The following is a 22610-nucleotide window of genomic DNA, read 5'->3' as shown; positions in this document are numbered from 1 at the left end:
GCGCCCCAGTACGCCGTGACAAACGACGGGGTATTTTTCTGCCGGGTCGCTCTCCATATCCCGCGCTCCTCCATAGCCCCAGCTCTCTTCCGAAAGTGTCTTTTTTGGAGGTGGAATTGCGAGGATTTTTGTCGTTTTATGTCTCTTACCATCTGTTTCCCGGAATTTACTTTATGATAGGGGCATATTCCAGGGAAAGGATAGGTCTTTATGACGAAAACAGAAACTGTTATCCGCTCTATTTTCGGGGCCGCCGGGATCGACACCCGCCCCTTGGCCCGTGCTGTGGACATTGCCGCAGAGCTGCTGTTCACCCACAGACAGACCATCGATGAGCTCCACTTCACACGGGACATCTATTCTCCGGTGGCTGTGCTGCTCCGTGGCAAAAACGGGGAGCCGCAGTCGGTAAAAACCATCTCGAAAAGCATTGAGCGTCTGTCCAACCAGTGCTGGGACATCCTGGTCGCCAGAGGATTGGTGGGCAAGTACATCGGCGCTGAGATCGGCGACATCCACGCACCCAGGGATATCATCATCTATCTGGCCTTTTACAGCCATCTCGGCGTCCCCTTCTTCACCGCCATGGAACAGGAGTCCGCCCTGCACGGGTGAAATGGGGGCCGCGGGGAGAAGAAGGAGGCGCGGCGCCGCCATCGGGCCCCCCTCTCTCAATACCGGGGCTTCCGCACAGGCGGGGCGGAAATGGGCGCAGTTCCGCTTTGCTTCCATAATTTGTATTGAAACGTCTCACAAAACAGCTTTTCCCTCCGGTTTTGAGCGGGTCCGGATCTGCCGGGCCCAGTCAGGACAGGAGGGATTTTTTATGGCAAGCGGACAGACTCAGTATTATGGGCTCTCCCAGTGGGAGGCCGCGGACAAGGTGGAGCGGGTGGACTTCAACTCCGACAACGCCAAGATCGACGGGGCGCTCCGCGCCCTGGCGGAGCAGGCGGGCCAGAAGGCCGACAGATCTGCAGTGGACAGCCTGTCCAACGCGGTGGAGCAGAAGGCTGACAAGACCGCCCTCTCGGCGGCGGAGGGGCGCATCTCCGCCCTGGAGAGCGGAAAGGCTGACAAGACGGAGCTGGCCGCCCAGATCAGGGCCCTGAGCCAGTCCCACGAGGCAGACACGGCGGCCCTGCGGAGCGAAAACTGCTGGGTCAGGCTGGGGGAATGGTCTCTGACAGAGGAAAGCAGTCTGATCAGTTTGAGCTTCCCGGAGATCGACAAAAGCCGTTTCCGCCAGCTGCGGCTCCATTTCCACATCTGCGGCGTCTCAGCTCTGGGTAATGTTATCCTGCGGATGAACCAGGTCAGTTCGGGCCAGTATGACACAGGGGGGATCAACAGGACAGACGGCCTGTATCTCTCCTTTACCAACTCTCTTTTTGCCGCGGGATTCGCGGAGTGGTTTTTTATCCCCGGTGCCGCGGACCGTCTGCCCTGCCATGTTTGGTACTGTTCCAAGGCGGTCATGAATGGTTCAGACAGTGCGGCTCTGGTGGGGGCCGACTGGGAGAGCCTCTCCAGCGTCCAGTTTGTCCCAAAGGACGGCACTCTCTGCGCTCCAGGCTCGGAATTCGCCCTGTATGGGTTGAAAAGATGACCCACAATTTTGTTCTATGTTCCTGGGCCGCATTTTCCTTTTGATATTCTCATTACCCCAGGGGGATATCAAAAGAATCATAAAAATAAACAGTGATCCCCCCGGACGTCAGTCCGGGGGGATCATCTCAGCCTTTAGGAGCTAAAAGCGCCTTAGGCCAGGACCATTGCAGTCAGCTCGGTATCTGCAGCAATTGTAAAGTCAAAGGTCACAATTTCGGGAGTGTCCACAGTACCAGCAGTAACCTGTCCATTGGAGATGCTGATGGTAGGAGTAGCAGTCACACTGTTAACGGTAGTATTTGCGGTTACACCGTTGGTAGTCTTGGTCAGGGTTACCTTAACGGTCTCACCCTTCACATACTCCTCCTTATCAGTTTTGAGCTCATAGTCGGCAACAGAACTGGTAACAGTGTAGGTTTTCGGAGTTCCCTTCACGGCGCCGACAGTGGTGTCCTCAGTCATGGTCAGCTGATAGGTCACCTTAGCCTTGGTTCCAGTGCCATTGCCCTGGGCAGCGATGGTGGCAGTTTCGGCCACACCGTTGATCTCAATGGTGGCGGAAGCCCAGTCGGTAGCAGTATCGTCCGCCGCCTCATAGGTAATGGTCACCACGGCATCCTTGGGAACCGCAGTAGTGGCGTCCGCAGCAGCAGTCTGGGAATCCCAAGCACCGGTCACATTAGCGGGCAGGGTCAGATCAAAGGTCTCCACGCCAACGGTCAGAGTGCCGGCGGCGGTAACGATCAGCTTTTCAGCGGAACCGTAAGTCTTCACACTGACATTCGCGTCGCCCGCGACGGCCTGAGCATAGGCAGGAACGCCGCCCGCATACACAGCCTCGAAGTCATAGGTGCCGGGGAGCAGGCTGATCTCCTGATCGGCCAGGTACTCCTTGCCGTCGATGGTCACGATGGCATCCTGGTTGAACACCAGCTCCACCTTCACGGACTTATCCTTCTCAGTCAGGACGGTGGTCAGGGTGACATTCCCGTTCACAGTGTAGGGGCTGGTCACAGTGTTCCCGGCCTGATCCTTCACAGTGACATCGTAGTTGGCGGCATCGGTAGCAGTGGCAGTGATGGTCAGAGCAGTGCCGTTGGCGACCTTGTCACCGCTGGCAACGGGCTGGCCGTTAGCGGTCACAGTCAGGGTAGTGCCGGGCACGGCGCTGTAGTTCACAGTGGAGTAAACGGTGGGCTTCTTCTCCCACTGCTCGATGAAGATCAGGTCAGCGGTCTTGCCATCGTTGGAAGTCTTGGCAACATAGACATAGGTGAAGTAGTCGCCGTCGTTCTTCACATCCTCCTTCAGGTCATCCAGAGAACCGTCGCCCACAGAGGGAGCCTTATAGGTGCTCTTGTTGTCCTTCAGGTCATAGGTGGCCAGAACATAGACGGTCTCGTTGTTCACAGTCAGCTGATCCTGGTTGGCGTTGTTCAGGGAGAAGCTGCGGGAGCCAACAGACTTCACGGTGTCGAAATCAGCGTCCTTCACACCATTGGTGTTGGTGCCGATGTAGGTCACGGAGGTGACGATGCCGTCGCCGTTGGTGGTCTCAACGCAGTAGACGCCCTTGTCGGTGACGCTGTTGTGGGCGCTCTGGGTGAAGACCATGGCAACGGGCTCGCCGTCCACGTAGACGTTGTGCTCCTTGTAGGTCTTGTTCTTGTCGTAGGTCTCGAAGTCGCCGGCATCCTTCACATAGAAGTAGGTCTTGTTGCTGTTGGAGGCCACGCCGCCATAGATGAATACAGCGTCCAGAACGCCGTCATCGGTGCTGTCGATGGCCCAGAACTTCACATAGTCGGTGCCGTCGCCGTTGCGGTAGTCAGGCACGTTCTCGAAGCCAGTGTAGAGAGTCTTCTCGTCCACATCCACAAAGGCAGTCTGCTCGTCCACGATGTAGGAGGTGCCGTTCGCCTTGATGTAGGCGGCGTCGTTGTTGATGGTCACGTTCCCGCTGCCAGTAGTATCCTCAGCCTGGTCCTTGGTGTCCTTGTAGCGGTTGGTGCTGGGACGGGAATCGTCCATATCCACGATCTGACGCAGGGTGTAGACGCCGTTGTCCTCAGTGTAGGCAAAGACGTTGCCGGCCAGCAGGTTGACAGCGGCGGTGATCTCGGCATCCTGGATCTTGCCGTCGTTATTGGTGTCGAACTTGGTGTTGCTGGAGCTCAGAGCGACATACTCGTCATCGATCTCCACGGTCTTGGCGGTGCCGTCGGTGAAGACCACCTTGGCGGTGATGGTGCTCAGGGACACGTCAGCATCCTGCACATACAGGTAGTTGTCGTAGTAGCCCTCCAGAGCCTTAAAGCCGATCACATAGCCGTTGGGGTCCAGATACAGACGGTAGGAGATGTCCAGAGTGGGATGCTCCTCATTGATGTCGTCCAGGTCGGACGCGGTGTACTTGGAATAGGTGTGCTTGCTGCCATCGTCCATCTTCACATAGCTGCCCTGGTTGCCCTCGGGGTCGGAGTCCTTGCTGACGCGGGTCACGGTGCCCTCGACAGCCTCGGGATCAGCGATGGAGGCGATGAAGGAGTCGTCATCGTCGTTCACGTCCACGGTGACCACCACATAGTCGCCCTTGGCAAAGCCGTCAGCGATGATGGTGCGCTCGTCGATGGGGTTGGTCATGGTGGCGTTGCTGAGCACGCGGACGGTGTTTTCGCCGTCCTTGACCTTGGTGACCTCGGCCATGTAGTGGTTGATCATGACCACGGTGACGGTGTCGTTCACGTCGTCCACATAGATCTCGGTGGTAGCGCCCTTGGCAGTGTAGGCGTAGTTGGTGTCCTTGTCGTTGGCAGGGATCGCAGGGTCAGCCTGCTCATCGCCGTCCACATAGACATTCCAGGTGTAATCGTCCACCACGCTCTTGCCAACGGCCTTGTAGATCACGTTCTCCTTGGTGTTGGCGGTGTAGGTGAAGTCGGGGGTGTCGGCCACAGTGATGATCTCATCATCGGAGGTCATCTTCACCCGCTCGGGGATCAGGGAGCCGTCCTCATTCAGAACGCCTTCCTTGTTGCCCTCGCCGGAGGGGTTGCCGTCCATCCGATAGGAGCCGATGCCCCAGGTGGTGCCGGGACGGCCGTAATCGGTGTTCTCGTTGGTCTTGTAGACCAGGTCGAAGTTCTTGTAGCCCAGGGTATCGGTGTAGTAGTAGGTCAGGGAGTACAGGATACCCTTGTTCTCGTTGTAGTACACGCCCAGCAGCTCATTGTACTGAACAGGCACGGCCTTGGTCAGGGCGTTGAACACCAGCTCAGCCACGTTGTCGCGGGTCAGACCCTCGTTGGCGGCCAGCTTCAGGTCGCCGTACAGGCCCAGCTGAGTGCCCTTGGCGGTGGCGGCCAGCATCCAGTTGTCGCCAAAGTCAGCGGCGTTCTGGAAGTAGCCCAGGGCGCGGCACAGCATCAGCACGGCCTGCGCGGTGGTCACGGTGGCGTTGGGGTCAAACTTGCCCTCGCCCACGCCGGCCACGATGCCCAGGCTGGAGCACAGGTTCACATAGCCCTCCGCCCAGGCGGGGACGTCGGTGAACACATTGGTCTCCGCGAACTGGTTGACGTTCACACCGGCACCGTACAGCATGGTGCAGATGATGACCGCCATCTCGGCGCGGGTGACTACGTTTTTGGGGCCGAAGGACCCGTCCTCGTAGCCCTCGAACATGCCGATGGCAGAGGTGACCGCCACGGCATCCTGATTGACGATCTCGGCCTTGTCGGTGAAATCGTCGATACCCTTAGCGCTGGAACCCACGACCATCATGCCCAGGAGCATAACGGAAGCCAGAGCCAGGCTGAGAGCACGCTTCAGGTTTCTCATTGGATATTCCTCCTTTTTATATTGACAAGGCTCATTTTGGGGCATTTTGGCCGTTTTTCAGAACATTTCGGCCCACTATGCCTGTACAACACTTCTGACACAGGAGGAATTGGTTATAAAAAGGGAGAGATCAGGGGAAAAATCCCCGAGATTCTACCCAAAAAGTTTCCCTGGTAGACATTTGGTAGACACATGAAAACAAGAGGGGCGGCGAGGCCCTGAAACTCCAGGCCACCGCCGCCCTTTTTTGGTAGACTTTTGGTAGACATTTGGCTTTTTTACATTTCACCGCTGCGGCACTTCCCTCCGGGATAAACCCCCTGCTTTGCCGGCAGTTCTCAGCAGCCATGGATCAAAAAATTTTCAGGGGGTACTTGACATGGAGTGGACTCCAGGTGCTAATCTGTTATCAGGCGGTCCTGCGTGAGCCGCTGTCTAATTGCAGCAGGAGGCGGTTTCTATGACTATTGCGGAGGTCAGCAAAAAATATGAGCTGTCCGCAGATACACTGCGCTATTATGAACGAATCGGCCTAGTTCCCCCTGTTCCCCGTAATAAAAGCGGGATACGAGACTACGATACAGAGTCCTGCCAGTGGGTCGAGCTGATGAAGTGCATGCGTTCCGCCGGGGTACAGATCGAGGCTCTGATCGAATATGTCGCCCTGTTCCAGCAGGGGGATGAGACCATTGGTGCCCGCAAGGCTCTGCTGATAGAACAGCGCGATCAGCTTGTGGAGCGGATGGCGGAGATGCAGCGCTCTCTGGACCGGCTGAATGACAAAATCGAACGGTACGATCAGGGGCTGATGACCAAGGAGCATCTGCTCCGTCATCTCCAGTCGCAGCAGTCCCGGCCAGACTAAACCTGGAACTGGATAAAATGCAGGAGGACATCCCTATGAAACATGAGATCATTCACACAATTTTTGAACGCGGCGGTGAGAATACTGCCTTTGCCCAGTATTTTGTGGGACAGAGCTATCTGAATATGCTCTCCACCCAGGGAGTAGCCATCGGCAACGTAACCTTTGCGCCCGGCTGCCGTAACAACTGGCACATCCACCATGCCTCCAAAGGAGGGGGACAGATCCTGCTGTGCACTGGCGGCCGGGGGTGGTACCAAGAGGAAGGGCAGCCCGCCCGCGCGCTGCGTGCCGGGGACGTGGTCCATATCCCAGCAGGCGTCAAACACTGGCATGGGGCGGAAGCGGACAGCTGGTTCATCCATCTGGCAGTGGAGGTCCCAGGGGAAGGCACCCGCAATGAATGGTGTGAGCCGGTCAGCGATGAGGAATATTCCAAATTAAACTTATCGGAAGCACTTTGAGCATCTTCTCTTTCTCCCGTTCATGCTTGCGTTCCCTCTCTTCCTCTGGTATAATGAGCGCAGTATCCTCCCCCCACAACGACGTATGTAAATTGAGGTGTTGTAATTATGAGAAAGAGAATCGTTTTTTCCCTTATGGCAAGCATTCTGCTCCTGCTCTCCGCCTGCGGCTCCATCCCCGGCATGGAGGGGGGAAGCTCCTCCGGCGGCAGTGCCAGCAGCAGCGACGGCACCTACCATGTAGGCGATACCATTTCCACCGCTTTCTTTGATTTTACAGTCAACAGCGCCGTGGCCTCCGCCGATCATGAGGGTTACACTGCCCAGGACGGCTATAAGCTGGTGGTGGCCGATTTGACTATCAAGAACACCGAGACTTATTCCATGCCAATGGGACAATATGATTTTATGATCGCCTGGGGTGACGGAGATGAGGACTTTGCCTATCCTCTGAACCAGTATTGTGAGTCCCAACTGGCTGATGAGTATGAGATTCCCATTGCCGGCAGTGCGGAAGGCTCTCTGGTCTTTGAGGTCCCCTCTGATCAGAAGGACTTTGCTCTCGGCTTTGAGGAGTACTATGAGGATGAGTCCGTAGGTGATCTGTATGTGGTGTACTTTACCGCTGAATAAGGAATCATTTCATGTATTTTGATACCCATGCCCACTACGACTCCGGGGCCTTCAACGCCGACCGGAAGGAACTTCTGGCCTCTATGCCCCAGAAGGGGGTGGAGCTGATCGTCAACCCGGGCTGCGACCTGGAGAGCTCCCGCACCGCAGTGGCCCTGGCAGAGGAATTTCCCCATGTCTACGCCGCGGTGGGGGTCCACCCCTCCGACTGCGGAGAATGGGGGGAGGGGACCCTGCTGGAGCTGCGGCAGCTGGCCTCCCGCCCCAAGGTGCGGGCCATCGGAGAGATCGGCCTGGATTACTACTGGAAGGACAACCCGCCCCGGGCTCTCCAGCAGAACGTGTTCCACCGCCAACTGGAGCTGGCACAGTCCCTCCGCCTGCCCGTTATCGTCCACGACCGGGAGGCCCACCAGGACTGCCTCTCCATCGTGCGGGAGCATCCCCAGGTCACCGGGGTGTACCACTGCTATTCCGGCAGCCTGGAGGATGCCAAGGTGCTGGTCAAGCTTGGGTGGATGCTCTCCTTTACGGGAGTCATCACCTACAAGAACGCCCGAAAGGCCCTGGAGGTCATCGACTGGCTCCCTATGGACCGGATCATGATCGAGACTGACTCCCCCTATCTGACCCCCGAGCCCTTCCGGGGCAAGCGGAACGACTCCGGCTATGTCCATCTGGTGGCAGAGGCCATCGCCCAGGTGAAGGGGGTCCCCCCGGAGGAGGTCGCTGCGGTGACGCTGGAAAATGGCCGGCGGTTTTTTGGCATTTCCTAAGGTGACGCATCAAGCAGGGGCCGCCAGAACGGCGGCCCCTGGGCTATTTTAAAAAAAGGATGTTTTCTCATGACCATAACCTACGAGTATGAAGACGCCCTCTATGTGAATCTCACCAACAAGTGCAACTGCAACTGCGAATTCTGCCTGCGTCACGGCCGGAAGGAAGGCTCCATTTATACGGAGGACTCCCTCTGGCTGGAACGGGAGCCCACCCGGAAGGAGGCGCTGGACAGCTTCCTCAGCCGGGACGTCTGCTCCTACCGGGAGATCGTCTTCTGCGGCTATGGGGAGCCCACCTACCGCCTGGACGATATCCTCTGGCTGGTAGACCAGCTGAAGGAGCGTTTCGGCCGAAGGCTGCCACCTGTGCGCATCAATACCAACGGCCACGCCAACCTGATCCTCGGGCGGGACGTGGTGCCCGAGCTGAAGGGCCGCATCGACACTCTCTCCATCTCCCTCAATGCGGTCACTGCTGCAGAATATACGGCTCTGTGCCATCCTGCTCAGGGAGAGGCGGCCTATCAGGCTATGCTGGACTTTGCCCGGGAGGCCACCCGGTATGTCCCCCATGTGGTGCTTACCATTGTGGACAAGGACAAGAGCTCGGAGGAGATCGAGACCTGCAGGCAGATCGCCGCTGAGCTGGGGGTGAAGCTGCGTATCCGCAGCTTCATCGACTCCTGAGGTGTTGTCCGGCCCTGCACCCATGCAATAAAAGAGGCTGTCCATCCCGCCGGGGTATGGACAGCCTCTTTTACTGTGATTTTTACGCCGTCAGCTCCAGCTCCTCCAGCGCTTCCCGTTCATTGTCGGCCGAGAAGCAAAACCGGCCGGCCCAGTCGTAGACCTCCACGTGGCCCCTTACCCATACGATGTTATAATCCATACTGTCTTGCTCCTTTCCGTTTTCTGTGCTCTCAGTATAGCGGAAAAGAAGTCCTATAAACCGGACTTTTATCGCGGCGGAGGAAGAGAGTATTTTGTTTTTTGCAGGACGTCACGGGGACATGGTCTTACAGGACTGTCCTCTCTTGATGCTCGCGCAGGGACAGACTTGGTCCTTCACGCCGGTTTCGGTCCGGCGCGGGGAAAGGCCCCCCATCCGTCACCGCTCACGCCGTGCCACCTTCCCCCAGGAGGGGGGGCTTACGGGCAGCTCTGGGAGCCGCCCTTATATGGCACCTTCAGTCACTTCGTAGGGGCGCGCATTGCGAGCCCGCCAGCTTCCTACCGCCCCCTGTTCTGCCAGGGCAGGCGCAATGCCGCCGTGGGGTGTGCACGCCATGCGCCCCCTCCCAAGCGCAAAAGAAGATCGGCTGAACTTGAAAAGTTCAGCCGATCTTCTTTACTCCTCTACGTAGTCGTCATACTCGGAGGGACAGCCGGTTTTCTTTCTCAGCTTCTCTCCAGCGCAGCCGCAGAACTCCGCCACCTTATCCCAGTAGGCGATGACCGCGCATACCACGGCGGCGGTGGTAAGCGACAGGGCCACGATCTTCAGTACGAAACGGGCGACCTTCATAAACGGGATGCCTCCTTTTCCGGTGATTCGTGTCTCTAGTGTACACGATTCTTTGGAAAATTACAATCGTTTTTCCAAATTTTCATGTGCCCTTTTCTTCCGGGCATCAGCGGGACAGCACGAATTGATACTCATCGGCGATATAGTTGGGGATGCTGTACAGCACTGCCACCGCGTCGATGCCGTTGTCCTGGATATAGCCCTGGATGCTGCTCAGGTTATACCTGGGGTCAAACAGGTGGATCTGGGAGAAGCTCTGAGTCAGGAAGGGGGTCAGACTGTCGGAGTAGGAGTCCCGGATCAGCAGCAGGCGGGGGGCGTCGGTCAGGCCGGTCTCCACCACGCACAGGGGCTGGACACCCCCCAGAAAGTAGGAGTATTTGTCCTTTACTTCCAGATAGCTGTCCACATAGAGGCTTCCCTGGGATGGGGTCCCGTCAAAATAGGAGGTCACCTTCACCCCATCCGCCGGGATGTAGGTGTCGATCCGGTCCGGGGCCACCCAGCGCACCCCGGAGGCGGAGAAGATGGTCCCATAGAACTGGTCGGTCACAGTCGTCCTCTCATAGTCCGCCAGATCCACCGGCTCCATCCCCATGGCCTCCATCAGGGCGGTGTAGCCGTAATAGGCGCCCAGGCTGGTCCAGTGGTGGTCGGTGCGGTAGTAGAGCTCCTCCCCGCTGTGGGCGGAGAGGACGGAGAGCAGATCCACCGTGCGGGCCGCGGTCCGGCTGTAAAGGGTCTTGATGATGGCCGCCTCGTCGGCAGTGGGGGCCCCGTCAGGGAGGCGGTCGTGCCACACCTGGGCGGCGGAGGGGATCAGGCCGAAGTAAACCGGCACCCCGGCGTTGCTCACCAGCTGGTCCAGATACTCCAGATTCTGGTCCAGCTGCTCCCAGGTCTCCCCGTCAGGCTCCTCCACTCGGTTGATCAGGGTGTCCTGGGCCGCAAAATAGACCCCGTTGTTCTCCTGCTTGCCGCTGAGCCGCTCCCCCCACGCCTTTGCGGCTACCCAGAGGTCCCGGCCTGCGATGTGGTCGCTGACATACTTCTCTGCATTCTCCATGAATTTCCCATTTTTCACGGTCTCTATGCTCAGCTCCGGCGGCTTCTGGAGGAAGCGGTTCTCCATCTCAGAGAACTCCTCCTTGGGCAGCAGGGCGCTGATCACCAGGACGCCCCCGATGAACACCGTGAAGAGTACGGTGAGAAAAATGCTGTACGCTTTGGTCATGATATCTCCTCCTCAGAACCGGAAGTACAGGAAGGGGTTATAGGTCCCGTCCACCAGATAGGCAGTGCACAACAACAGCCCTGCCAGGATCAGTACCGCCCCCAGGATATGGGCCGTGCGGACATTCAGCCTGCGGTAGACCGCCGCCCCCAGCGGGGTGGCAGCCAGGGCAGAGATGCAGAGGACCGGCAGATAGTTGGCCGCGTAGTACTTGAAAGCCCCATCGATCAGGGGCACGCCTCCCAGACCGAACATCACCTTCAGGTACTCCCCCAGCTGTCCGAAGTCCTCGATGGCGAAGATGGTCCAGCTCACCAGCACAAAAAACAGGGTGTAGAGGTGGCCTACCGCACCGGGGGCCCGCTTCAGCCACCGGAGCAGGACAAATTTCTCCACCAGCAGCAGTACCCAAAAGTACAATCCCCAGAGCACGAAGTTCCAGCTGGCCCCGTGCCAGATGCCGGTGGCCGCCCACACCAGGAACAGATTCAGGACCCACCGCCCCTTGGAGCAGCGGTTGCCCCCCAGAGGAATATACAGGTACTCCCGGAACCAGGTGGACAGAGAGATGTGCCACCGCCGCCAGAATTCGGTGATGCTCCTGGAGATATAGGGGTAGTTGAAGTTGCGCATGAACTCAAAGCCCAGCATCCGTCCCAAGCCTACCGCCATATCCGAATAGCCGGAGAAGTCAAAGTAGATCTGGATGGCAAAGGCCAGCACGCCCAGCCAGGCCCCGGCCACGGTCAGGTCCCCCGGCGCCATGGCCTTGTAGCTCTCCCACAGCATGCCCACGTTGTTGGCGATGAGCACCTTTTTTCCCAGGCCGATGACGAACATCTGGACGCCGGAGGCAAACTTCTCCACGGTGCAGGTCCGGCTGTCGATCTGATCTCCCAGATCCTTGTATTTGATGATAGGGCCGGCGATCAGCTGGGGGAACAGGGTAACGAAGGTGCCGAAGTTGACCAGCGACCGCTGGGCCCGGGCGTCCCCCCGGTAGACATCGATGGTGTAGCTCATGGTCTGGAAGGTGTAAAAGGAGATGCCGATGGGCAGATGGATGTTCAGGACCGGCATGAAGTTTAGCCCCACCGCCTGAAAGGAGGCGGCCAAAAAGTCCCAGTATTTAAAAAAGCCCAGCAGCGCCAGGTTGAAAAACACCGACGACGCCACCGCCCAGCGGGCGCCTCGGTCGTTGCCCCGGGCCTTACATCGCTCCACCAGCATCCCATGGGTGTAGTCGATCAGGGTGGAAGCTACCATGATGACCACATAGATCCGCTCGCCCCAGGCATAAAAGAACAGGCTTACCGCCAGAAGGGCCAAATTCCGCCCCTTCAGCGGGACCGCATAGTAGAGCAGCAAGGTCAGTGACAGATAGACAAACAGAAACAGGGGGGTGGAAAATACCATAAGAGAGTCCTCCTCAAAGCGCAGGCGGGCGAAAGCTCGCCCGCCTGCGGAATGGGTGCTTCAGATTCAAAAGAGCGCGTTGAAGTCGTCTACGATGGCATCGCACTGCTCATGGACCACCATCAAAATGTAGTTTCCGTTGGACACCACCCGGGAGCATTCGGTCCAGATACGGGTGGGCTCGGGATACCAGGCGCCGCCGTTGATCATGCCATCGATCCGGGCCTGGAGGATGGCCTTCACCCCATCCACGTCCTTGCTGTCCGTAACCTCGATCAGGGCCAGTTCCCCCATGTTCATGCTCATCTGGTTCACATAGACCAGCATCTGCTGGGAGGAGACGGCGCTCAGGCCGGGGTAGAAGATCTCCATCAGCTCCTGGTCGGCCTGCTGCATGAAGGAGGGGAACTCATAGTCCCCGGACAGCTGGGTATAAAAAGCGGACAGGTCTGCCTGGTCCGCCGCGGGCGCCTGGGAGGAGCTGCCTCCATTCCCGCTCCCCTGGGAGGAGCTGTTCCCGCCGCCGGAAACGGGCTGATCCTCCGGCAGCTTGCAGCGGACGGTGCAGGAGGCACGCAGCTCCGTCCCCTCCACGGCGGCGGTGATGGTGGCTGTGCCCCGGGCCACTGCGGTGACGGTGCCGTCCTGGGACACGGCCGCCACCGTCTCATCGCTGGAGGTCCAGGTCACCTTGGGGGCATCCACCCCGGACACTGTGGCCTTCAGCTGATAGCTGCTCCCGGCCTTGAACAGGGAAAAGTCGGATTTATCCAGCGCCAGCGCCGCTACCTCCTCCGGCTCGTCCACCGGAGGCTGGGGGGCCTCCGGTGCGCTCTCCCCCGGTGCGCTCGTGTCCGGGGCGCTGGCATCCGGCAGGGAAACGTCGGGCTGGGAGGCGTCGGGGCTCCCCTGGCTGGAGGAGGTGCTGCCGCCAGGCTGGGAGGTGCTGCCGCTCTCCTTGGGGCCGCAGCCAGAGAGCAGGGAGAGGGAAAGGCCAAGGGCCAAAAACAGGGCAAAGGTGCGATGCTTCATCATTTCAGATCAAACTCCTTTTTAGGGGGATCGATCCGCCTGGGATCGTCTTACCCTACATTGGACGACGGTCCTGCCCAAAAAGTTCCCCCTGATCTGAAAAATTTTTGTTCCCCGCCTCAGCGGACCCAAGACACCAGGTTCCCGGTCTTCTCCCGGGGGCCGGGGAAGTCCACGGCGGGCCAGCCCAGGGCCAGTGCGGCCACCGGCATCTCCTCCGGCGTCACGCCGATCTCCGCCAGCTTCTCCTGGACCTCCCGGTCCTCCCGGGTGCGGTAGAGCTGGTTGATCCAGCAGGAGCCTACTCCTAAGGAGAAGGCGGCCAACATCATGTTCTCCATGGCACAGGAGGCGTCCTGGACGCAGGTGGTACTCTCCTTCTGGTTGGTCACCAGAACCAGCACCGGGGCTCCATAGCGGAAGTCCTTGTCCCGGTAGTTCTCCATCTTGCGGCTGACCAGAGCGGTGAGGTCTGCCAAATAATTTGGATCCGTGATCACATAAAAATGGTTCAGCTGCTTGTTCATCCCGCTGGGCGCGAAACGGCCGGCCTCCAGGATCTGTTGGATCACCGCCTCCTGCAGCGGCTCGGAACGGTAGGCCCGGGTGCTGCGTCGGTCGTGCATCAGCTTCAACATCTCATTCATGGAACATGCTCCTTTTCTCCGTCATTCTGTCCCCGGCGTCCGTTTTTGGCCCTTTTTCGGGGGCAGCCCTCATTATATCAGCCTTTTTTCCAAATCTCCACCGGTATTTGGAAAATTTAAAAATTCCTCTTGACAAATGGGCTCCCTTGTCATAGTATAATATATGAACAAGCGCTCATATGTTTAATCGTTAGGAAGGAGACCGCTATGGAATTCGTCGATCACTGTGAGATCACCCAGGTGCACCAGGGCGCGGTGGACCAGGTCCGTCAGGTCCTGCCGCCGGATGAGGTGCTCAGCGACTTGGCCGACCTGTTCAAGATCTTCGGGGATTCCACCCGGATCAAGATCCTCTACGCCCTGCTCCGGTCCGAGCTGTGCGTGTGCGACATCGCTGATCTGCTGGGACTGACCCAGTCCGCCATCTCCCACCAGCTGCGGGTCCTGCGGAGCAGCAAGCTGGTCAAATTCCGCCGGGATGGCAAGACCCTCTATTATTCCCTGGCCGACGAGCACGTCTGCCGCATCATCAGCCAGGGGATGGAACACGTGGAAGAGTGAGCAGTGGCTTTCTTTCATTGCGGATCACGTTTGCCTATGCCCTGGCCGAAGAGGGGAACCGCCGGGCGGTGGCGGAGGAGACCGCCGTGCCAGCCTGCTGCGCCTTTCTGGAGGGGGCGGTGCCTCCCTCCAACCGTGTTCCGTCCCGTCCAGCTGTATCCCGGTGGACTCGGCGGTAATGAGACCATGACCCATCAAAAGTTTTGAGGAGTGTTGAAGATGAAAAAGACGTTCAAACTGGTAGACCTGGATTGTGCCAACTGCGCCGCCAAAATGGAGGCCGCCGTCCAGAAGATCGACGGCGTCACCGCCGCCTCCGTCAGCTTTATGGCCCAGAAGATGACCATCGAGGGGGATGACGCCCGCTTTGATGAGATCGTGAAGGAGGCAGTCAGGGTCTGCAAAAAAGTGGAGCCTGACTGCGAGATCCTGGTGAAATAAAACAGGACAGAGGGGAGCTTCCCCTCTGTCCCCGCCTCTGGAGGGAACCGCCATGACAAAAAAGCAGAAAAAAATGCTCTCCCGCATCCTAATCAGCGCCGTCCTCTTTTTGCTCCTCTACACCGTCCCCGCCCAGGGGGTGGTCCGTCTCCTGCTCTACCTCATCCCCTATGCCGTTATCGGCTGGGATGTACTGTGGCGGGCGGTGAAGAACATCCGCAACGGCCAGGTCTTTGACGAAAACTTTCTCATGTCCATCGCCACCATCGGCGCTTTCGGCTGCGGGGAGTACCCCGAGGCCGTGGCCGTCATGCTCTTCTATCAGGTGGGCGAGCTCTTCCAGAGCGTGGCTGTGGGGCGCAGCCGGCAGTCCATCGCCGCCCTGATGGACATCCGTCCTGACTATGCCAATATGGAACGGGACGGCCAGCTGGTCCAGGTGGACCCGGATGAGGTGGCGGTGGGAGACACCATCGTCATCAAGGCCGGCGAGCGGGTCCCCCTGGATGGCATAGTCACCCAGGGAAACAGCGCGCTGGATACCGCCGCCCTCACCGGGGAATCCCTTCCCCGGGACGTAGCCGCCGGGGACGAGGTGATCAGCGGCTGTGTCAACCTGTCCGGCCTGCTCCATGTCCGGGTCACCAGGCCCTTTGGGGAATCCACCGTGGCCAAGATCCTGGACTTGGTGGAGAATTCCAGCGAAAAGAAGGCCAAGGCGGAACACTTTATCACTAAATTCGCCCGGTACTACACCCCCGCCGTGGTTTTTGCCGCCCTGGCCCTGGCCGTTATCCCCTCCCTGCTGCTTGAGGGAGGCTGGGGCGTGTGGGTCCCCAGAGCGCTGAACTTCCTGGTGGTGTCCTGTCCCTGCGCCTTGGTGATCTCCATCCCCCTCAGCTTCTTCGGCGGCATCGGCGGTGCCTCCAAGCATGGCATTCTGGTGAAGGGCAGCAACTACCTGGAGGCCCTGGCTCGGGCAGGCATCGTGGTCTTTGACAAGACCGGCACCCTCACCCGGGGCACCTTCGAGGTCACGGTGATCCACCCCCAGCAGCTCAGCGAACAGGAACTGTTGGAGCTGGCCGCCCTGGCGGAGCATTTCAGCACCCATCCCATCTCTCTGTCCATCCAGGCCGCCTGCCGGCCCGCCCCAGACCCGGCCCGGGTCACCGACGTCAAGGAGATCGCCGGCCGGGGCGTCCAGGCCGTGGTGGATGGCAGGACCGTGCTGGCCGGCAATCAGAAACTGATGGACCAGTTCCAGATCTCCTTTGAGGACCGCTGCCGCCACATGGGCACCATCATCCACGTGGCGGTGGATGGGGAATACGCCGGTCACATCGTCATCTCCGACCAACCCAAGCCGGAGGCCGCCCAGGCCCTTTCTGACCTGAAGGCCGCCGGGGTCCGCCGCACGGTCATGCTCACCGGCGACGCCCAGAGCGCCGCCGAGGGCGTGGCCCGGGAGCTGGGTCTGGATGAGTTCCACGCCGAGCTGCTGCCCGGAGACAAAGTGGACCAGGTGGAGCGCCTGCTGGCCCAGAAGCAGCCCAAGGAAAATCTTGTTTTTGTGGGGGACGGCATCAACGATGCCCCCGTCCTCTCCCGGGCGGACATCGGTGTGGCTATGGGAGCGCTGGGCTCTGATGCGGCCATCGAGGCGGCGGACATCGTGCTTATGGACGATGACCTCTCCAAGCTGGCCCAGGCGGTGCGCATCGCCCGCAAGACCCTGTCCATCGTCCGTCAGAACATCGTCTTCGCCCTGGCGGTGAAGGGGCTGGTGCTGGTCCTGTCCGCTCTGGGCTATGTGGGCATGTGGTGGGCCGTCTTCGCCGACGTGGGCGTCTCGGTCCTGGCCATCCTCAACGCCAGCCGGATGCTGCGGGCAAAATGACAAAAAGACTAAAAGATCAGGTGCCGCCCCGGGGGCGGCACCTGGTTTTCTCACGTCTGCGTCTCATCCTTGTACCGGTCGATGGGCACCAGCCCCCGGAAAAAATCGTCGTACTGGGCGTTCAGCACGGTCCTCAGGGCGATCAGGTCGCTGACGAACAGATTTCTCCGCCCGGTCTCGATCTGGGAATAGGCGGACTGGAGCATGGGTCTGCCAAGCTGTGCCATCCTGGCGCACACATCCTCCTGGGTCAGCCCCCGGGCCTCCCGCAGTTTCCGCAGGTTCCCGCCGATGCTGAGGTCCTGTATCAGCTTTGCCATAATCGCTCCTTTCAAATTATTGCTATTGCGATTTTCTCGATCACAGAAAATGCTATGGCGCAATGATCACTATCTGGCGATAATTATATTTTTGCCCAATAAAAGCCCCCTGTCCCGAGGGGGAACAGGGGGCCGCCGTCCACTTATTTGCCGCAGAAGTCCTTGGCGACCTCCACGATATGCTCCGCGCTCAGGCCGAACTGCTTGAGCAGGTCGGCGGCGGGGCCGGAGTGTCCGAACTCGTCGTTGACGCCGATGCGGCGCACCAGGGTGGGGCACTTCTCGCTGAGCAGGGCGCACACCGCCTCGCCCAGGCCGCCGATGACGGAGTGCTCCTCGCAGGTGATGATCTTTCCGCACTCCTGGGCCGCCTTCAGCACCAGCTCCTCGTCCAGAGGCTTGATGGTGGCCATGTTGATGATCCGGGCGCTGATCCCGGCTTCCTTCAGGGCCTTGCCCGCCTCCAGCGCCTCATAGGAGAGCAGGCCGGTGGCGATGATAGCCACGTCGGAGCCGTCCATGAGCACCTCGCCCTTGCCGATCTGGAAGGTGAAGCCATCCTCCTCGTGGAACACCGGCACGGCGGAGCGGCCGAAGCGCATGTACACGGGGCCCTCATGCTCATAGGCCGCCTTCACCATGGCCCGGGCCTCCACGTCGTCGGAGGGGGACATGACCACCATGCCGGGGATGGTGCGCATCAGGGCGAAGTCCTCACAGCACTGGTGGGAGGCCCCGTCCTCGCCCACGGAGATGCCGCCGTGAGTGGCACCGATCTTCACATTCAGGTGGGGGTAGCCGATGGAGTTGCGAACCTGCTCAAAGGCGCGGCCGGCGGCAAACATGGCGAAGCTGGAGGCAAAGGGGACCAGTCCCATGGCGGCGGCGCCGGCGGCAGCAGACATCATATCCGCCTCGGCGATGCCGCAGTTAAAGTGGCGGTCGGGGAACGCCTTCTTGAATACGGCGGTCTTGGTGGCGCCGGCCAGGTCGGCGTCGAACACGATCAGGTCGGGATGGGAGGCGCCCAGCTCAGCCAGCGCGCTGCCATAGCTGTCCCGGGTCGCGATCTTCTTCACATCTGCCATCTTACATCCCCTCCACTTCTGCCAGGCGGGCTTTCAGCTCGTCCATGGCGGTCTTGTACTCCTCGTCGTTGGGGGCCTTGCCGTGCCAGCCTGCCACGTCCTCCATGAAGGAGACCCCCTTGCCCTTGATGGTGGTCATGATGATGGCGAAGGGGACGCCCTTGGTGGCTCTGGCCTCGTCAAAGGCGGACTCCATCTGCTCGAAGTCGTGGCCGTCGATCTCCCGGACCTGGAAGCCGAAAGCCCGCAGCTTCTCCGGGATGGGGTAGGGACTCATCACGTCGGTGATCTTCCCGTCGATCTGCAGGTTGTTATTGTCGATGATGACGCACAGGTTGTCCAGCTTATACTGGTGGGCAAACATGAAGGCCTCCCAGGGCTGGCCCTCCTCGATCTCGCCGTCACCCAGCAGGGTGTAGATCCGGCAGTCCTTCCCCTGGTACTTGGCGGCCAGGGCCATGCCGGCGGCGGCGGACACGCCCTGGCCCAGGGAGCCGGTGGACATGTCCACGCCGGGGGTCTCGTTCATGTTGGGGTGTCCCTGGAGGCGGCTGCCGATGTGGCGCAGGGTCTTCAGCTCCTCCCAGGGGAAGAAGCCCTTCAGGGCCAGGGCGGCGTACAGGCCGGGGGCGGTGTGTCCCTTGGAAAGGACGAAGCGGTCCCGCTCCTCCCACTTGGGGTCGGCGGGGTCCACCTTCATCTCCCGGAAGTACAGATAGGTAAACAGGTCCGAGGCGGACAGGCTTCCGCCGGGATGGCCGGATTTGGCGCCATAGGTGGATTCGATGACGCCCATGCGCACCTTGCAGGCGTTGGCCATCAGTTGCTTTTTCTCACTGGCTGTCATGACGTTCTCCTTCTTCTTCGATTTCCGGTCGCAGGTCCTTCTCTCTCTTCCCGCGGCCGGAGCGTTTCTATGCGTATTATAAAACAGTCCTTCCAAAAGTGCAAGGGACCGTCCGCTTACTTTCCATGAAACGATGGGATGGACCCATGCATAAAAAAGAAAAGAGGCTCCCTGTTCCCAAAGGGGGAGACAGGGAGCCTCAGTTTGCCGAAAAAAGCCTCGCAGAGTTCGCGCCTGCGCGCGGCAGACTGCATCTTTCTCAAAAAAGCGGCTTTGCCGCTTTTTCGACCGTCTCATGCCATCGCCAGCCCGGAGTAAGGGGTGTCCATGGGGATGGTCACGTCCAGGCCGGGGATGGTGATGCTCTCCCCGGCGGCGTCACAGTAGTAGATGTCCAGGGAAGAGGGCTCCCCCTTCTCCGGGTCCACAAAGTTGTACTGGAGGGTATGCTGGATGCTGTCCAGGATGGTGGCCGCCAGCTCCCCCGCGTCATACACGTGGAACTCCTCCTTCTGGGGGTCCGGCGGACCGGTAAAGATGGAGCAGGTGTCGGCAAAAGACACCGTCATGCCGCCCGGACCGCTGGTGATCTCGTCCGCCAGATCCAGGTTCCAGCCGGTGAGCTCCGCCATACCGGCGATCATGGCCTCCGCGGGCACCAGGCCCTGCTCGTCCAGCTCCCCTTCATAGGTCATAGGGTATTCCTGAAATGTCCCATCCATGCCGATGTACAGGGTGTACTCTGTCCCCTGGGGCTGGGCCTGGCTCCCGCTGGCCGAGCCGTCCGCCTGTTGACTGGAACTGCCGGCGGAGGACTGGGAGCCTGCCGGCTCCTGGGCGGAGGTACCGGGGTCCGGGCTCCCGGACGCGCTCCCTGTCGGCGTCTCGCCTCCGACGCAGGCGGCCAGACTAAACAGCAGGGCTCCGGCACAAAATACAGGTACTAGCTTTTTCATCGTTTCCTCCTTTTCCACGATGGCCTTGGGTCTCTCACTCCGCTCTGGAGTGATTGGGGCTATCATAGCCACATCCGCCTCCGCCGTCAAGGAATTTTCCCCAACCTTCACACTTTGGTCACGGAATCTTTACCGCCCGGTCAAAAAAGCCCGCTCTCTGACCGGAGGAATATTTTATCAAATGGATGAATTTGGGAAAAGGGGCGAGGCAGTGCCAGTCCTTCTCCTCTGGAGGGGAAGGACTGGGACGCTTTTCTGTCAGGCCGGAGCAGGCGGGATTTCTTGACTTTCCGCAGAAGTGGGCATATTATGAAAAATACTTGATCGTCAGGGGGAAATCAGAACTATGTTTCACTATCTGGACAATGCCGCCACCACACAGACCCGGCCGGAGGCCGCTCAGGCGGCTGTGACCGCCATGACGGAGGAGTGGGGCAACCCATCCTCCCGGTACGCCTTCGGCCAGGAGGCGTCGGGACGGCTGAAGGAGCATCGGGCACAAGTGGCCGCCGGCCTGGGCTGCCGCCCGGAGGAAGTGTACTTCCTCTCCTGCGGCACTGAGGGGGACAACTGGGCCATTGCCGCCGCAGTGGAGAAGAACCGGCGGAAAGGAAAACACATCATCACCACCGCCATCGAACACGCCGCGGTGCTGGAGCCCATCCGGGAGCTGGAACGGCAGGGCTATGAGGTCACCTGGCTCCAGCCGGACCAGCAAGGGATCATCACGGCAGAGCAGGTGGAGGCGGCCCTGCGCCCGGACACCATCCTGGTGGCCATGATGCTGGTGAACAACGAGCTGGGCACCGTCCTCCCGGTGGCCGAGACCGCCCGCGCCATCCGTGCGGCCCGCTGCCCCGCCCTGCTCCACTGTGACGCGGTCCAGGGCTTTCTGAAGGTCCCCTTCACCCCGGAGGGGCTGGGGGTGGACACCCTGGCGGTGAGCGGGCACAAGGTCCACGCTCCCAAGGGCATCGGGGCCCTGTATATCCGCCGGGGGCTGAGGCTGCCGCCGCTGATCCGGGGGGGCGGACAGGAGAAGGGACTGCGTTCCGGCACGGAGCCCACGGCCCAGACCGCCGCCTTTGCCGCCGCGGTGGAGGCGGGGCGGGCCAGCCTGGAGCGGGACCTGGCCCACATGCGGGAACTGAAGGACTACGCCGCCCGCACCCTGCGGGAGCAGGTGCCGGGGCTGGAGCTGATCGGGGCGGGGACCGCCCCACACATCCTCCCTGTCACCCTGCCCGGCTACAAGAGCGAGGTGGTGCTCCGCTTCCTCAGCGACAGGGGGATCTATGTCTCCTCCGGCTCCGCCTGCCACAAGGGCAAGCCCAGCCATGTGTACGCGGCCCTGAAGCTGCCCAAACCCCAGCTGGACGGCATACTGCGGATCAGCTTCTCCTACGACACCGCCCGGGAGGACGTGGACGCCCTGGTCCAGGGGCTGAAGGAGGCTCAGGCCCAGCTGTTCACCAGTTTGTCCTGAGGGGAGCGTCAGACACAGAAGAAAACAAACAAAGAATAAAGGAGTGGAGCGGGATGACACCGGAACTGCGGATCACGGTCCTGATGGAAAATACGGCCCGGGAGGGGCTGGAGGCGGAGCACGGCCTGTCCTTCTTCCTGGAGTACCGGGGCAGGCGCTTTCTGCTGGATGCGGGCTCCTCCGGCCGGTTTGCGGACAATGCCCAAAAGCTGGGGGTGGACTTGGATGGGGTAGAACTGGCGGCTCTGTCCCACGGACACTACGACCATGCCGACGGCCTGCGGGCCTTTTTTGCCCTCAATGACAGGGCCCCGGTGTATATACGGCCCCAGGCGGGGGAGGCTTACTACTCCAAGTCGGGAGGCTCCCCCAGATTTGTGGGCATCCATCGGGAGATCTGGGAGGGCTTCCGGGACCGCTTCGTGCCGGTGGATGGGCTGTACCCCCTCTGCCCCGGGGCCTGGCTGGCGCCGGAGACCGTCCGGGGCGGGCCCTTTGCCAGCCGGGAGCCCAATCTGCTGCGCAAGGTGGGGGAGGACCGGTTCCTGCCCGACGACTTTTCCCACGAGCAGTCCATGGTGCTGGAGACCGGGCGGGGGCTGGTGGTGCTCAACTCCTGCTGCCATGGGGGTGTGGTAAACATCGTGAAGGGCGTGCTGGACCAGTTCCCGGGACAGCGGGTGTATGCCCTGCTGAGCGGCCTGCATATGCTCAGTCCTGGGGCCAATGCGCTCAACTGTCCCCCGGACTATGTCCGCCAGGTGGCAGCCGCGCTGCTGGAGCTGGGTGTGGAGCACCTGTGGACGGGGCACTGCACTGGTCCTGCCGCCTTTGCACTGCTGAAGGAGGAGCTGGGGGACCGGGTGGAGCCCCTCACCGGCGGAATGCGGCTGGGTATTTAAGGAGCGGGATATCGTCCATGTTTGGACGGACTCATTAGCAATTTCAGAAGCCCTCTGCAAAAA

22 protein-coding genes are annotated in these 22610 nt (G+C 60.3%); 12 read left to right on the top strand and 10 right to left on the bottom strand.

The window, feature by feature from the left end; genetic code table 11:
• Positions 1 to 210: 210 nt before the first annotated feature.
• Together BN1969_RS02245 and BN1969_RS02240 are read left to right on the top strand one after the other, a co-directional pair.
• The gene (locus tag BN1969_RS02245; protein WP_050622797.1) at positions 211 to 615 is read left to right on the top strand and encodes a hypothetical protein; all 405 of its coding nucleotides are present in this window, start codon (positions 211 to 213) and stop codon (positions 613 to 615) included.
• 211 nt (positions 616 to 826) lie between these two features.
• Complete coding sequence (locus BN1969_RS02240) at positions 827 to 1609, top strand: hypothetical protein (protein ID WP_050622796.1); 783 nt, start codon at positions 827 to 829, stop codon at positions 1607 to 1609.
• A 152-nt stretch (positions 1610 to 1761) separates the two neighbouring features.
• Here the strand turns inward: BN1969_RS02240 and BN1969_RS02235 are convergent, their stop codons facing one another.
• Positions 1762 to 5451, bottom strand: coding sequence for an S-layer homology domain-containing protein (locus BN1969_RS02235; RefSeq protein ID WP_050622795.1), 3690 nt, complete (start codon positions 5449 to 5451; stop codon positions 1762 to 1764).
• A 460-nt stretch (positions 5452 to 5911) separates the two neighbouring features.
• On the opposite strand from BN1969_RS02235, the gene BN1969_RS02230 reads away from it, so the two are divergent.
• The 5 genes from BN1969_RS02230 (at position 5912) to BN1969_RS02210 (ending at position 8879) form a co-directional block, all read left to right on the top strand.
• The gene (locus BN1969_RS02230; protein WP_050622794.1) at positions 5912 to 6316 is read left to right on the top strand and encodes a MerR family transcriptional regulator; all 405 of its coding nucleotides are present in this window, start codon (positions 5912 to 5914) and stop codon (positions 6314 to 6316) included.
• A 35-nt stretch (positions 6317 to 6351) separates the two neighbouring features.
• Complete coding sequence (locus BN1969_RS02225; RefSeq protein ID WP_050622793.1) at positions 6352 to 6780, top strand: cupin domain-containing protein; 429 nt, start codon at positions 6352 to 6354, stop codon at positions 6778 to 6780.
• Positions 6781 to 6888: 108 nt separating this feature from the next.
• A complete protein-coding gene (locus tag BN1969_RS02220; protein ID WP_082203469.1) occupies positions 6889 to 7413 on the top strand; it encodes a DUF4352 domain-containing protein in 525 nt (174 codons plus the stop codon).
• An 11-nt stretch (positions 7414 to 7424) separates the two neighbouring features.
• The gene (locus BN1969_RS02215) at positions 7425 to 8189 is read left to right on the top strand and encodes a TatD family hydrolase (RefSeq protein WP_050622791.1); all 765 of its coding nucleotides are present in this window, start codon (positions 7425 to 7427) and stop codon (positions 8187 to 8189) included.
• 69 nt (positions 8190 to 8258) lie between these two features.
• Positions 8259 to 8879 carry a TatD family nuclease-associated radical SAM protein gene (locus tag BN1969_RS02210; RefSeq protein WP_050622790.1) on the top strand — a complete coding sequence of 207 codons (621 nt, stop codon included), beginning with the start codon at positions 8259 to 8261 and terminating at the stop codon, positions 8877 to 8879.
• 661 nt (positions 8880 to 9540) lie between these two features.
• Here BN1969_RS02210 and BN1969_RS18185 read toward each other — a convergent pair.
• From BN1969_RS18185 to BN1969_RS02190, 5 genes are all read right to left on the bottom strand, one after another.
• Complete coding sequence (locus BN1969_RS18185; protein ID WP_170116196.1) at positions 9541 to 9717, bottom strand: hypothetical protein; 177 nt, start codon at positions 9715 to 9717, stop codon at positions 9541 to 9543.
• A 106-nt stretch (positions 9718 to 9823) separates the two neighbouring features.
• Positions 9824 to 10951 carry a DHHW family protein gene (locus BN1969_RS02205; RefSeq protein WP_050622789.1) on the bottom strand — a complete coding sequence of 376 codons (1128 nt, stop codon included), beginning with the start codon at positions 10949 to 10951 and terminating at the stop codon, positions 9824 to 9826.
• A gap of 12 nt (positions 10952 to 10963) precedes the next feature.
• Positions 10964 to 12367: an MBOAT family O-acyltransferase gene (locus BN1969_RS02200; RefSeq protein WP_050622788.1), complete on the bottom strand. Its 1404-nt coding sequence runs from the start codon at positions 12365 to 12367 to the stop codon at positions 10964 to 10966.
• 66 nt (positions 12368 to 12433) lie between these two features.
• On the bottom strand, positions 12434 to 13402 hold the full coding sequence (locus BN1969_RS02195; protein ID WP_050622787.1) for an Ig-like domain-containing protein: 969 nt from the start codon (positions 13400 to 13402) through the stop codon (positions 12434 to 12436).
• Positions 13403 to 13518: 116 nt separating this feature from the next.
• Entirely contained in the window at positions 13519 to 14046 is a 528-nt protein-coding gene (locus tag BN1969_RS02190) for a nitroreductase family protein (protein ID WP_050622786.1), read from the bottom strand.
• 207 nt (positions 14047 to 14253) lie between these two features.
• Between BN1969_RS02190 and BN1969_RS02185 the strand changes: the two genes are divergently transcribed.
• The 3 genes from BN1969_RS02185 (at position 14254) to BN1969_RS02175 (ending at position 16948) form a co-directional block, all read left to right on the top strand.
• Positions 14254 to 14607 carry an ArsR/SmtB family transcription factor gene (locus tag BN1969_RS02185; RefSeq protein WP_050622785.1) on the top strand — a complete coding sequence of 118 codons (354 nt, stop codon included), beginning with the start codon at positions 14254 to 14256 and terminating at the stop codon, positions 14605 to 14607.
• Positions 14608 to 14826: 219 nt separating this feature from the next.
• The gene (locus tag BN1969_RS02180; protein ID WP_050622784.1) at positions 14827 to 15048 is read left to right on the top strand and encodes a heavy-metal-associated domain-containing protein; all 222 of its coding nucleotides are present in this window, start codon (positions 14827 to 14829) and stop codon (positions 15046 to 15048) included.
• 52 nt (positions 15049 to 15100) lie between these two features.
• Positions 15101 to 16948: a heavy metal translocating P-type ATPase gene (locus BN1969_RS02175; protein ID WP_050622783.1), complete on the top strand. Its 1848-nt coding sequence runs from the start codon at positions 15101 to 15103 to the stop codon at positions 16946 to 16948.
• Between the two features lie 50 nt (positions 16949 to 16998).
• Here BN1969_RS02175 and BN1969_RS02170 read toward each other — a convergent pair whose 3' ends face one another.
• The 4 genes from BN1969_RS02170 to BN1969_RS02155 all read right to left on the bottom strand — a co-directional run bounded on the left by BN1969_RS02170 (position 16999) and on the right by BN1969_RS02155 (position 20159).
• Positions 16999 to 17268 carry a helix-turn-helix domain-containing protein gene (locus BN1969_RS02170; protein ID WP_050622782.1) on the bottom strand — a complete coding sequence of 90 codons (270 nt, stop codon included), beginning with the start codon at positions 17266 to 17268 and terminating at the stop codon, positions 16999 to 17001.
• A 143-nt stretch (positions 17269 to 17411) separates the two neighbouring features.
• Entirely contained in the window at positions 17412 to 18356 is a 945-nt protein-coding gene (locus tag BN1969_RS02165; protein WP_050622781.1) for a transketolase family protein, read from the bottom strand.
• Between the two features lies 1 nt (position 18357).
• The gene (locus BN1969_RS02160) at positions 18358 to 19203 is read right to left on the bottom strand and encodes a transketolase (protein WP_050622780.1); all 846 of its coding nucleotides are present in this window, start codon (positions 19201 to 19203) and stop codon (positions 18358 to 18360) included.
• A gap of 293 nt (positions 19204 to 19496) precedes the next feature.
• Positions 19497 to 20159, bottom strand: a complete 663-nt coding sequence (locus BN1969_RS02155) for a hypothetical protein (RefSeq protein ID WP_050622779.1) — start codon at positions 20157 to 20159, stop codon at positions 19497 to 19499.
• A gap of 346 nt (positions 20160 to 20505) precedes the next feature.
• On the opposite strand from BN1969_RS02155, the gene BN1969_RS02150 reads away from it, so the two are divergent.
• Positions 20506 to 21645, top strand: coding sequence for a cysteine desulfurase family protein (locus BN1969_RS02150; protein ID WP_050622778.1), 1140 nt, complete (start codon positions 20506 to 20508; stop codon positions 21643 to 21645).
• 53 nt (positions 21646 to 21698) lie between these two features.
• Positions 21699 to 22547, top strand: a complete 849-nt coding sequence (locus tag BN1969_RS02145; RefSeq protein ID WP_050622777.1) for an MBL fold metallo-hydrolase — start codon at positions 21699 to 21701, stop codon at positions 22545 to 22547.
• Positions 22548 to 22610 lie beyond the last annotated feature (63 nt).

Source organism: Clostridium phoceensis (assembly GCF_001244495.1).
Classification (GTDB): Bacteria; Bacillota; Clostridia; order Oscillospirales; family Oscillospiraceae; genus Lawsonibacter; species Lawsonibacter asaccharolyticus.
The sequence above is the reverse complement of the archived record's forward strand: the minus strand, read 5'-3'. Positions and strand labels throughout refer to the sequence as shown.